Annotated in this window: 10 protein-coding genes and 1 pseudogene; 6 read left to right on the top strand and 5 right to left on the bottom strand. The window is 40.1% G+C overall.

The genetic code is table 11. From position 1 onward, the window contains the following. Nucleotides 1-190 (top strand): annotated as a pseudogene (locus tag J8L97_RS21035) (hypothetical protein); the annotation flags it as partial. On the opposite strand, the gene J8L97_RS21030 reads toward J8L97_RS21035, so the two are convergent. The 3 genes from J8L97_RS21030 to J8L97_RS21020 form a co-directional block, all read right to left on the bottom strand. Further along, entirely contained in the window at nucleotides 174-3,395 is a 3,222-nt protein-coding gene (locus tag J8L97_RS21030) for a carboxypeptidase-like regulatory domain-containing protein (protein ID WP_211052585.1), read from the bottom strand. The pseudogene J8L97_RS21035 and the gene J8L97_RS21030 sit on opposite strands and share 17 nt — an antisense overlap. 13 nt (nucleotides 3,396-3,408) lie before the next feature. Next, complete coding sequence (locus J8L97_RS21025; protein ID WP_211052584.1) at nucleotides 3,409-4,173, bottom strand: hypothetical protein; 765 nt, start codon at nucleotides 4,171-4,173, stop codon at nucleotides 3,409-3,411. Between the two features lie 100 nt (nucleotides 4,174-4,273). Beyond that, the gene (locus J8L97_RS21020; RefSeq protein ID WP_192507386.1) at nucleotides 4,274-4,780 is read right to left on the bottom strand and encodes a hypothetical protein; all 507 of its coding nucleotides are present in this window, start codon (nucleotides 4,778-4,780) and stop codon (nucleotides 4,274-4,276) included. A gap of 716 nt (nucleotides 4,781-5,496) precedes the next feature. On the opposite strand from J8L97_RS21020, the gene J8L97_RS23665 reads away from it, so the two are divergent. Next, nucleotides 5,497-5,775, top strand: coding sequence for a GNAT family N-acetyltransferase (locus J8L97_RS23665; protein ID WP_312037199.1), 279 nt, complete (start codon nucleotides 5,497-5,499; stop codon nucleotides 5,773-5,775). Nucleotides 5,776-5,865: 90 nt separating this feature from the next. Here J8L97_RS23665 and J8L97_RS21010 read toward each other — a convergent pair whose 3' ends face one another. Both J8L97_RS21010 and bioA read right to left on the bottom strand, forming a co-directional pair. Next, on the bottom strand, nucleotides 5,866-7,203 hold the full coding sequence (locus J8L97_RS21010) for a KamA family radical SAM protein (protein WP_192507388.1): 1,338 nt from the start codon (nucleotides 7,201-7,203) through the stop codon (nucleotides 5,866-5,868). A 152-nt stretch (nucleotides 7,204-7,355) separates the two neighbouring features. Next, nucleotides 7,356-8,645: an adenosylmethionine--8-amino-7-oxononanoate transaminase gene (bioA, locus tag J8L97_RS21005; RefSeq protein ID WP_211052583.1), complete on the bottom strand. Its 1,290-nt coding sequence runs from the start codon at nucleotides 8,643-8,645 to the stop codon at nucleotides 7,356-7,358. Nucleotides 8,646-8,767: 122 nt separating this feature from the next. Here bioA and bioB point away from each other — a divergent pair, with 122 nt between their 5' ends. The 4 genes from bioB to bioD are packed head-to-tail and all read left to right on the top strand — an operon-like array spanning nucleotide 8,768 to nucleotide 12,400. After that, complete coding sequence (gene bioB / locus J8L97_RS21000) at nucleotides 8,768-9,805, top strand: biotin synthase BioB (RefSeq protein WP_211052582.1); 1,038 nt, start codon at nucleotides 8,768-8,770, stop codon at nucleotides 9,803-9,805. Then, a complete protein-coding gene (locus J8L97_RS20995; protein WP_211052581.1) occupies nucleotides 9,805-10,938 on the top strand; it encodes an 8-amino-7-oxononanoate synthase in 1,134 nt (377 codons plus the stop codon). Before bioB ends, J8L97_RS20995 begins: the two co-directional genes overlap by 1 nt. Further along, complete coding sequence (locus J8L97_RS20990; RefSeq protein WP_211052580.1) at nucleotides 10,935-11,720, top strand: methyltransferase domain-containing protein; 786 nt, start codon at nucleotides 10,935-10,937, stop codon at nucleotides 11,718-11,720. Before J8L97_RS20995 ends, J8L97_RS20990 begins: the two co-directional genes overlap by 4 nt. Further along, nucleotides 11,717-12,400, top strand: a complete 684-nt coding sequence (gene bioD / locus J8L97_RS20985) for a dethiobiotin synthase (RefSeq protein WP_210997597.1) — start codon at nucleotides 11,717-11,719, stop codon at nucleotides 12,398-12,400. Before J8L97_RS20990 ends, bioD begins: the two co-directional genes overlap by 4 nt. Nucleotides 12,401-12,475 lie beyond the last annotated feature (75 nt).

The raw sequence follows: 12,475 nt of genomic DNA, 5'->3' as shown, positions 1-12,475 counted from the left end.
ATTAGGCAGCTTTAGTATGTGTCGGGTGATTCCAGCGAAAAAACAAGATGAAATTAGATCTGCGTGTTATATAAAGGTAATAGAAAGCAATTGGGTTTTAGAGTCATTTGGGGCGCAGTGTGAAGTACATTGTTCTCAATTAGATAGCTTCAAGAATACACATAACGTGGTGTTTAATCCTCTGCAGTAACCTTTTCACGAGCATCTCGTAAACCTGAAATAACACCATGCCAACTGAGCTTTTCAACCTTTATTGGTGATTTGATTAATTGACTTGTATGTGGATCACATTGTTTACCCTTATTGCTATCATGTGGACCAGAAAGCACTTGAAAATTGGCTTTAGCGTTGCGATTTAATTTAAGAATAAAGAGGGTATCTATTGAGTTTATTAAAGCACGATTGAGTTGTTTTGCTGACCGGTAGCGTGCATATTCACAGAAAAAATAGCGGTGGTTGCTATCTTGATTAATTGTACCAAGGTTATGCCAGGTTTTAGCGTCATAGCGCCTTGCATCAACCATGAAACTGCCGAATAAGGATGGCACTGCGTATACTGAATTGATAGCCTGTTGCGCAAGCGCTTTAGAGGCGTATGATCCTGATACTAAATAGTAATTCATATTTAACTGATTATGATAAATGTGTAACGCATTGAGGGTATTTGGTGTGTTTTTTGCAACAATTAGCGCAGAAGAGAACTTTTTGAAAACACCGAGCTGTACAAAGTAGCTATTCTCAGAAATATCTTGTTTTGTCAGTATATGAGAGTGTTCTAGCGGCTCATGCTGTTCCAATAAAATGATATCTTTTAGGATCAGTGTGTCACCAGTTTTTGGTGTTATTATTTTATTAGGTAGGTTTTTAACTATTAAATTAGCAATGTTAAGCTGGTTAGACTCTATTTTAACCGTGTACTTACCGGCAGAAACATTGGAGAAAAAGTAGTATCCGTCATACTCTGAGATTGCCTCATATTGAATATCACCATTTACATCTAATAGCATAACAGACACCCCAGCAGCTGGCTTACTTGCATTTGAATTTGCAAAATAGAGTGTGCCTTCAACCTCATTGAAAACAGAGATGGGTACATTCACTCGACTAATGCCGCCACGGTGCGAGAGGGTTTTTATTTTACCATATGATGACTGATAGTATGGATTGGAGAGTGAACGAACGTCGACTTCCAAAATTTGTCCTCCACTGCTGCTGGGTAACAGTATTCGACCATTCTCATTGGTTTTTAGGTCTTTCCAGCGATAATTACCCGTTAAAATAGCATCAGAAACAGGTTGATCATCGCTATCAAAGACTTGGTTATTATTCCAATCAACGAATGATAATACTTCAAGTTGCCCGCTACTAAGTGCCCTAGGGGAGTCAAACTCAAATGTGTTTTCAACGTGGTCAAAACTGAATGTACCGCTTAAACCAATCGATATTTGCCAATCATCTTCACTGTCGTATTGACCTGAAAAGTTAACATTAAAATCATGATGTCGATAAGTGTATTGATGCCCTAGCAATAATTTAGCATTGGCATTTGGGTTGTATGAGATTTGAGTTTGGTTGAAGCTATCTTGGGTTTGTGGCCACCGTAAATTGCTTCTGAAGCTTTTCAATTTACGGTCATTTACTGGCAGCCAATCAACTGAATTTGTCCATCGCCAGCCTTTGAGATCAAGAGACCAATAAGCACGGTTTGTCAGCATATCTTGAGAGTCATCATACTGAAATTGACTCGACCAGGTGCCACCGAGGTAATTCTTATTGACGCCAAAAGAGGTAATATTACGCTCGGACTTGTTATTTCGATGTTCATTAAGCCAACGCAAGTCCCAATTAAGGTCACTTATCCATGATGACTTTCCATTAAGAGACACAGACATGCGCCTTTTAAGTGAGTGTTTTTGTTTTGAGAAAATAGCGCTGGTAAAGTTGTCAATTACACTCGCCTGTGCATTGATGTTAATGTCATGGTCCGTTAGACCAGTTATTATACCTCGATAACCGGTAAATAATGCGTACCCAGCTGAGAGTTGTTTGGCAGCAATGACTTTGTAGCTGCCACTATCAGAAATTCCATTTATACCCGCACTTATATAGCGATTAGGGTGTTCGGCATTTAAGGCACTTATACTAGAGTCGAACGTGAGTTTGTCAGTTAAACCATATGAAAGGTTAGCATTTAAAGCGTGGTCAAAAGGTGTTGTACTAGATTGTTTATTACCGAATAAACTTTTTTGGGCATCTATCGCTTCAAGTTTATAGCTGAATTTACCTGGAGCAAGTGCATTTTCGCCCACGGTTACTTTTTGTTTCTTAGTGAGTTGTTCGCCTTGTGGGCCGAATAGTCTGATCTCAAATACGTTGTTACCATAGAAGGTTTCAATGTCTTCGAAGCGGACTACGTTCTCATTCTGGGAAACTGATGACGCAATGTATTGCCCATTGCGGTAGAGTTCGGCTATCCAACCTGGGAGGGTGAGTTCCTCGATGGTTATGGTCGAGAAACTTTGCGATGTATTTGGATTTGTATTTGAGAAGGTAACGCCACGACCTTGAGTCGCAGACATGACCAGTGGATCTCTGCTAGATTGAATATCACCCACTTGATAATGGGTATTGATAAGTCGCTCATCACTATTAAATAAATCAATGTGTTTTTTAACTTTGAAAAAAGTACTGGTTTGATTCTTATTTTGGTTAAAGCGCAACTCGGCTTGATGTTCAAGTAAGTCAAAGTAACTGTTAAGTCTCACTAACCCTTTTGAGCGTTTTGTACGCGAGCTATAACTAGTATTTAATGCGTATTCAGTAATAGGGTAGGAAATTGTTTGGTATAAATCAGAAATACTGTGGTCAAATTGGATGGCCTTATTACGATAACTAACAGGTGTACTTGTCGCGTTATTATTTTTAGCTTTTAAAAGCGAACTTGTAAAAGAAAGCTGCATGAGTGAGTAGTTAAATTTAGATTGAGTTTTTAATACGCTATTTAATATCTCGAGGTCAATATAATGATCAAAGTCGTCTTTTGCCCAAAGCCATGCGTTTTGAGCGCCCCCATTGTTGTGTAATACCGCTGAAAAGGGGTTGTCACTATGTTCTAGTTGGCCTATGAGCATGTTGTTTTTTATGGTTAATGTAATACCTAATGTTGTGCTCACCGAGTGTATTGGCATTAACAGTCGATTATCTTTTGTGTAGTACGCCTCCATATCGGATATGACCGAGCTGCCATTCAATTTAACATTGACGATGACAAAAGCGTCATCGTCAACAGTCCACTGATACAAAGGTTGTAACGGTTGTGTGTGTAATGGCAAACTAAAGAGAATACAGCCCACAATCACGATAAGCTGTAGTCTATATAATAATGTGTTGATCAAGTTGAAGTAGCGCCTAAAGTTGCATCGGTACTTCTAACTCAATAGAACCGCCATACTTATTATTCTCAATATATTGAATCGTGACAGGCCCTTGAACTGGCGTTTGTAGTGGGATGAACACTTTCCGTCTATTCAGTGGCGTATATACGCCCACGTTTCTGATTTCACCTACAATTTGTTTGTCACTATCCAGTATTTTGAAATCACCGTATAAAGAGCGATTGCCTTGAAGAGTTTGCCATACCAACACATTCGAGCGGCCATTTTGTGTAACAAGTTGTGGATTGATAAGTTGAGAACTAACCTCTAGTTGACCATGCCTTACTATGACGGGGACACTATAGGCAACTTTGGGCTTGATACTGATCCCTGAGGCATTCGGGTCTTGAGATTCCGAGGCGATGATCCTTAAAACTGCTCTGTATTCACCATGCGCTAAGTCGGCTTTTTTACGAACCGTCATTCGAATAGCTTGTACTTCTTTAGCTGCAATTTGGCCTCTTCTTGGAGAAAATCTGAGCATGCCTTTGGCGGAGCGTCCTGTAACTTCAGACAGTGGTACATCAATGAGTGCGCCGTCTTCCGTCATATCTTTATGCGTAAGTACTAATCTAAAATCTAACGTTTTACCAGATGTATTCCTGATCATAAGAGAATTGTTTTTTGTACGATTATCAAAATATAAACGGTATTCAGATAGTGCTAAATTGGCGAATACCTTACTGGAGAATACTAATGATAAAACGAGCAGAAGAGCGATGTGTTTTTTGCAGGTCATAATACAGCTTACAGACTAAAAAAAGAAATGAACTTGCGGAGTGACATTCCACAAGTTCGAATGAAAAAATTATTTAACCCATTGAATAAAGGTCATAAATTTATTGGAATGACACATCTACAGTATAGTCTACGTCATAGTCACCACCAGCCGTTAGTGCTGTATCAACCGTCATTTGACCGTATACATTGATAGTAATATCAGACGCAGAACCATCAGTTGTGAATGCACTTGCAACGCCATCCGCAGTGGTTTCCGTTGATGTGCCGTCAGTTGCGGTCGTTGCTGGTGCAAAAGTTAAATTGGCGCTTGAACTACCTGAAACGGTAATATTCATTGCTGAGTTTGGTGCTAAACCCGACACTGTAATACCACCAAGTTGAATATTTGCATCAGATGCATCACAGTCGCCGGTTACCGCCCCTGCGTTATCCATGGTACAGGCAGACCCTGCAGCAAGACGAATCTTACCGAAATGTAGCGCATTTGTTTCTGCAAATGTGGGTTCACTCCAACCATTGATGCTGGCTTGAAATGTTTGGTTAGACGCAAGTAAAGATGTTGATGATAGTGCGAGTACTGCAGATAAAAGTAGTTTTTTATTCATATTGATTACCACAATGATTGTTGTTCTTAAAATACACCTCCATGTAGCAAACTTATTGTTATTAAAAGAATAAGTTTTTGAGTCCTTGAAAAGCAATTTAAACATAGTTTGATTCAGATCAAAAATACTTTATTTTCACATGTTGACATTTCCTGCAATAAAAATGTAACAAACCAAGTTACATAAACCCATACCATTTACCTAAATAATTGTTTGTAGGTAAATAAATACATTTACAGTATGCAAAAATTGAATGTTGTTTTTATTACAATAAAGTTTATTTGTTTTTAATATTTATTGAGAAAGGTTAAATAATTAGCAGTTAAATAGGTACTCTGAGCCAAATTTGGTCTTGGCTTAATTCATTTGGGTGGATTTTCTTTGCTTTATATAAACAACGTTTAATGAAGCAAATCATGCGGTCAAAAATAAGTAACGGCGGGGTAGATGGTTGACGCACTAGTAAATTTTATTTATGGTCAAAATTTAGGGACAAATGTACTGTGAGGTGGTGTCTAATAAGCCGTTTCATAGTGATAGAACGATAAATCAGTGGCGGTTATGATCAGATTAGCAAATATAAATGATTTAATTGGTGTGTTGGGGTTGTATGAGGAGCTTAGGCCACATGATCCAGTACTTAAACCGGAAGTTATGAAAAAGAAATGGGCGGAATTAATAGATGATGAGCATTCCCATATAATTCAGGGAGGAAGATAGCCGCAACGTGTGCGTTAGGTTTAAATAGAAGCATTGCAAATGGTGGAAAACCATTTGCAATCATAGAACATGTAGTCACAGGAAGTGAGTTTCGTAGACAAGGGTTAAGTCGTCAGGTATTAGAATATGCTGTTGCGTTGGCATGGCAGCCAGGTTGTTGTAAAGTGATGCTATTATCGGGTGAAGAATTAACTGCGGCGCACCGTGTTTATGAGTCTGTAGGGTTCAAAAGTGGTATTGAGAAAGGGTTTGTCATTAAGCCTGATGGCACGTGAGCAAAAATGTATGTTGATTTACAAAGCCGATAAAATTGAAACTGCAATTTAATCGGCTTTGTAATGCATCTGTTTAATGTATATAAATATTTACATTGCGTCGTATTCATCTTGCCAAAAGAATTTTTCTTCTCCAAACGCGGGGACTAAGCCATCAAGCCAAGTGGCTTTCTCGTCGTATTTTGCAAAGAAAGGCCGTTGTACCCAATCAGGGTTTCTAGCTTGAATAAAGCGTAAAACAAATACTTTCTCACCGTTTATTTCACTGACACCTGATACTTCTACTTTACCGGGCCCAGCGCTCATTGATGGGCCTCTCACAGTTCTACTTACGCCAGATACTTCTTTATATGCCTCACGGAATATTTCCCAGTTTTTATAAAGAGGCAACTCAAAGTAACGCTTGGCACCGGTATCACGCTCAATGAACATATAATAAGGGATCATGCCCATTTGAGTTTGTTCTTTCCACATTTCAGACCACATTTTAGGGTCTGTATTGATGTTGTTCAGAAGAGGGGCTTGGGTTCTTATTTGGGCACCAGTTTGACGGATCAAACGGATGGCTTCTTTAGTTACTTCGGTACGCAACTCTTGCTTATGGTTGATATGCGCCATGATCGATACATGTTTGCCTGCATCAACCAGCTCCTTAAGAAGCGCGAGTAACTCTTGTGCATCTGGATCAGTAACGTAACGGAATGGCCAGAACGTTAAAGATTTAGTACCAATACGAATAGTGCGAATATGATCAAAGCGGGGTTCTTTTAATGCTTCTAAATATTTACGCAATTTAACGGTACGCATTACCATCGGATCACCACCGGTCATAAGTAAATCAGTGACTTCGGTGTGTTCTGCAAGATAATTATGTAACAGTTCTTCATCATTATTGTTGAATCGAGTTGCTTTGCCTACAAATTGGGCCCAGCGGAAACAAAAAGTACAATAAGAATGACAATATTGACCTTGAGAAGGGAAAAATAAGACGGTTTCTTTGTATTTATGCTGAATACCGTCAACCCGTTCGCCTTCGTATTCAGGTACGTTTTTTTCCATTTGTCCCGCAGGGTGTGCGTTGAACTTTTGGCGAAGTTCTGTGGCAAGATTAAACACATCTTCAGGAGTATGATCGCCTTGCAACAAAGCAGCCATTTCATCATAAGATTCATCATCAAGCATACCACGTTGAGGGAAGGTAAGCTGAAATACTGGATCGTTGGGCACCTTGTCCCAATCTATTAATTCCTCGATAACAAAATTGTTTACCCGAAATGGGAAAACGTTAGCCACAACTTTCATTTCAAAACGAAGGTGCTCTGGTAGCTTGTCTAGCTGTTCAATCTTGTCGATTTGACGATGTTGATAAACGGTAAATCGAGGCGCTTTATACGCTTCGACTGGCTGCAATTTGACGGTTTGATGCATATTTGCCCTTTATAAGCTTGCTAGATTCAAAAAGGGCATAGTCTATCACCTTTAGGAACAAATTTCAGTGTAAATACTAGAATTTGCAATAATTTGATAGACTGGGTTAAGTCAATAAAACCGTTAGCCCTATTCCCCTAGAGCATAGTCTTTTAATACTGTTGTTGCTCTAAAGCAGTATAAATACCATTACATAGGGCGTGAATTTGTTGGTTTGACGTAATGTAAGGAGGCATAATATAAATTAACTTGCCAAAAGGTCTGATCCATAGTCCTTGGTCTATAAAGTATCGCTGAATTTTGGCAACATTGACGGTGTGCTTTACTTCCACCACACCTATAGCTCCGAGTATTCTCACATTTTCTACTGCGTCGAGTTTTTCACACAAACGAAGATGTTGCATTGCACCAAATAACCTCGTTACTTGCGCTTCCCAGTTATTTTCAAATAATAAATCAATGCTTGCTGACGCCACAGCACAGGCTAATGGGTTGCCCATAAATGTGGGTCCATGCATAAGTACACCGGCATTGCCTTTACTTATTTCGGTGGCGACATGGTTTGTGGTAAGTGTTGCAGATAGTGTCATGGTTCCACCGGTTAAGGCTTTGCCTATGCACAGTATGTCTGGACTTATGTTCGCATGTTCACAAGCAAACAATTTCCCTGTACGGCCAAAACCTGTTGCTATTTCATCGAGGATCAATAACACATTATATTTATCACAGAGTATGCGTAGCTCTTTTAAATAAGCAGGGTGGTAGAAATTCATGCCGCCTGCATTTTGAACTATAGGCTCGATAATGAACGCCGCGACTTCATGATGATGTAGCTTAAAGCTATTTTCTAATTCTACTAATTCATCATGATTAATATTACCGCCAAATGATGATGCTGGTGCCGGCACAAAAATATGTTCTGGTAAAAACCCTTGGTACATACTGTGCATTGAATTAACGGGATCACATACGCTCATTGCCGCAAAGGTATCTCCATGGTAACCCTTTCTTGCCGTCATTAGTTTCGTTTTATGTTGCGTCCCTTGACTCATCCAAAATTGTAGCGCCATTTTAATAGCCACTTCAACACTGACCGAGCCACTATCGGCCAAAAATACTTTTTGTAATGGCTTCGGCGTTATGTGGATTAATTTTTTGCATAAATTGATCGCTGGGGCATGCGTAATACTACCGAACATGACATGGCTCATAGACTGCGCTTGTTCAGTGATGGCTTGCACAAGTTTTGGGTGATTATAGCCGTGAATCGCACTCCACCAAGATGCCATGCCATCGATGAGTTGTTCTCCAGTTTCTAAATATATATGTGTGGCATCCGTATGACTCACCGGGTAAACGGGGAGTGGGTCAATCATGGATGTATAAGGATGCCAAATATGCTCTCTGTCAAAATCTAAATCAATTGCGTTATTTTTACTCACTTGTAAACCCTGCTACTTGCTTTGTCGTTGACAATACTACGTCACTCAGTAGACTAAGCCAATCACCGTCAAGTTAAGTGCACATAATTTAGACACTTGCTACAAGAATAAAGAGAAACAATATGATCACAGTTCGCCACGATTGGACTCATAAAGAAGTAAAAGCACTATTTGAAATGCCATTTAATGATTTACTATTTAGGGCTGCAAGTATTCATCGCGAAAATTTTAATCCCAATGAAGTGCAAATCTCAACCTTGCTATCAATAAAAACAGGGGCGTGCCCTGAAGATTGTAAATACTGCCCTCAGTCAGGTCATTATAAAACAGACCTTGAACGTGAACGTTTGATGGAAGTTGAGAAAGTGGTGGAGCAAGCGCGTTTAGCTAAGAATAAAGGTGCAACGCGTTTTTGTATGGGTGCTGCATGGTCAGATCCTAAAGACCGTGATATGCCATATATAGAGAAAATGGTTAAAGAAGTTAAAGAGTTGGGTTTAGAAACCTGCATGACATTAGGCATGCTAGACAATGATAAGGCTCACTCGCTTAAAAACGCTGGGCTAGATTACTACAACCACAATTTAGATACTTCACCAGAATATTACCAGCAAATAATAACAACCCGCACTTATCAAGACAGACTTGATACCATTGACCATGTACGCGATGCAGGCATGAAAGTATGCTCTGGTGGTATCGTTGGTATGGGTGAGCAAGCGTCTGACCGTTTCGGCTTACTAATTCAATTAGCTAATTTAGACCAACAACCAGAAAGTGTACCAATTAACATGCTGGTTAAAGTTAAAGGTACGCCATTGGAAGATGTGGATGATTTAGATCATTTCGAATTTATTCGCACAATTGCAGTAGCGCGCATTATGATGCCATTTAGTTACGTACGACTCTCTGCAGGTCGCTCGGCAATGAATGAGCAAATGCAGTCAATGTGTTTCTTCGCTGGTGCCAATTCAATATTTTATGGTGACAAACTGCTGACTACTGAAAATCCTGAAGCGGATGCAGATATGAACTTACTGAAAAAGTTAGGAATGAAGCCTGAAGAACGTCATGATTATTCTGATGAAGCTTATGAGGCATCTCTATCTTCAGCCATCGCTGATAAAGCAACCTCAGAGCTATTTTACGAAGCAAATTAATGGCGTTTGATTTTATTCAGCACAGTATCGAGCAACGACGTGCTAAGTCGTTGCTACGCCGTCGTATATGTATACAAAGCAGTGATGCAAGGTATATTAATGTTGACTCAAAACGTTACTTGAATTTTGCCAGCAATGATTATTTAGGCTTAGGTGGGCCTGTTTTGGCTAACGACGTATTATCGGGGAGCCGAAGTTCTTCATTGGTAACGGGATATTTAGATGTTCATAAAAAACTAGAGCATGCTTTATGTCAATTGCTGAGTTACGATGATGCAATGTTATTTAGCAGTGGGTTTAGCGCGAATAGCAGTGTATTAAAAGCGCTTTTTAATGAACAATCAGTTGCAAAAGACAGTGCTATTTTTCAAGACAAGCTCAATCATGCCAGTTTAATTGATGGCGCATCGCACAGTGATACAAGGCACATTCGATTTAATCACAATGATATGAATCACTTGCGAGCACGGTTAGAAAAAAGTAACGCATTAAATAAGTTGATCGTGAGTGAAGGGGTGTTTTCAATGGATGGTGATAGCGCGCCATTAGCGCAGTTACATGCATTAAAGCAGCAGCATAATGCTTGGTTAATGATTGATGATGCGCACGCTTTTGGTATTACCGGGAAGCAGGGACTAGGTAGTGCACAAACACAGAATAAACCGGACATATTAGTGATCACATTTGGTAAAGCAATGGCTTGCCAAGGCGCTGCAGTATTGGCTAGCCATGATGTTATTGACTATCTAGTACAGGTAAATAGGGATTACATATACTCTACCGCAATGTCGCCAGTCATGGCACATAGTGCGTTACAACAGTTAGACAAAGTGATTAATGCAGATGACGCGCGGACTCAGCTACAACAAAATATTGCGTTATTTCAACAGTTATGTGCAAACGTAAATATCCCTTTGTTGACATCGAACACACCAATACAACCTATTGTGTTAGGATCCGCTGAGAATGCGTTAAACGCTCAGAGAAAGCTTAAAGAACATAATATTTGGCTAACGGCCATTAGGCCACCGACGGTACCTCACAATACGGCACGGCTGAGAGTCACCTTAACAGCAGCCCACAAAAGTGATGATATACATTATTTAGTACAAGTTTTGGGGGAGATATTATGAACCGCCACTCACCAAAAAACAGTGTAATGTCAGATGCTATTAAACAACATACGGCTGAATGCTTCTCCAAAGCGGCTGATAATTATGGTAAATATGCAAAAGTACAAACGAAAGCAGCGGCATTATTATTCACTAAGTTGCGTTTAAGTAATCGGTATATACTAGACTTGGGGGCGGGACCACTATTACACCATGATATATTAGCAGCCCGAGCCGCCGATGTAGTACATATGGATTTGAGTCATGCCATGTTAATGCAGGGGCCAAATACGACAGGACGTGTGTGCGCTGATATGGATGCCTTGCCATTTCAATCTGAAACTTTTGACGCGGTGTTTTCAAATTTTGCAATTCAATGGAGTCAGTCCCCAGCTCAGTTGTTTACTGAATTGGCGAGAGTGTGTAAGTCAGGAGGGCAAGTTGTCCTATCATCTGTATTAACTGGTTCGCTAAATGAGATAGCGGTAGCATGGCAGGCAAATGATTGTGAAACACATGTCAATCACTTTTTGACTTTATCAGCACTGATTGGGTATGCAGCAGAGGCTGGCTTCGACATTGGCAGTGCTAAGCAAATTGCGTTGGTAGACGAGTATCCTGATGCGAAAGCAGCAATACAATCAATCAAACATATTGGGGCAAATAAGTTACAAGGTAGCCGAGAAAAGAAAGGCTTGATGGGGCGAAAAGCGTACAGAAAAGTAATTGATGGGTATCCAATTACAGATAGCTGTGCGCCTGTGACCTACCAAGTCGCACTATTGGAGTTATTCAAACGATGAGCGCATTTTTTATTACAGGTACAGATACTGAGGTTGGAAAAACCTACGTAACTTCTTTGTTACTGAAGTTTTTAGCCAAGCACAAGCGGAAAGCTTTGGGCTTTAAACCCATAGCAGCAGGGGCTGAGGAAGCTTTTGGCCAATTAGTCAACGAAGATGCACTCAGCCTAATGGAATGTGCGTCGGTACACGGTAAATATGAGCAAATAAATCCTATTTGTTTTGCCCCTCCAATTGCACCACATATTGCTGCAAAACGGGCTGGTGTTGAAGTTTCTGTTCAAGTCTTGCGCAAGCATTATCTCGCATTAGATGACCTGGGTGCTGAATTTAGACTCGTGGAAGGTGCAGGCGGTTGGGCGTTACCAATCAATGATACGCAATACCTTTACGACTGGGTAATTGCTGAGCAATTACCTGTCATACTGGTCGTAGGTATGAAACTTGGCTGCCTTAACCATACACTTTTGACGATGCAAGTATTGCAATCTCAAGGCGTAAAGTGTGTGGGTTGGATTGCCAATCAGATTGATAGAGATATGGCAGAGTTTGACGAAAATTTAGCGTCTCTTCGACAGCGAATAAGCGCCCCCTTACTAGCTGTTGCGCCTTACACAGAAGAAACCCCTACCTTGCAGATCCATGCTGCATTGACCAACTTATTTGGTATTGATCTTTAAATACATAAAAAGCCAAAGTGAAAGGTTCACTTTGGCTTTGCGTGCTACAGGTTGGAGATAGTACTGAAGCTTAAT

Source organism: Pseudoalteromonas sp. MMG012, assembly GCF_018100875.1.
Taxonomy (GTDB): domain Bacteria; phylum Pseudomonadota; class Gammaproteobacteria; order Enterobacterales; family Alteromonadaceae; genus Pseudoalteromonas; species Pseudoalteromonas aurantia.
This window is presented reverse-complemented; position numbering and strand designations above follow the sequence as displayed.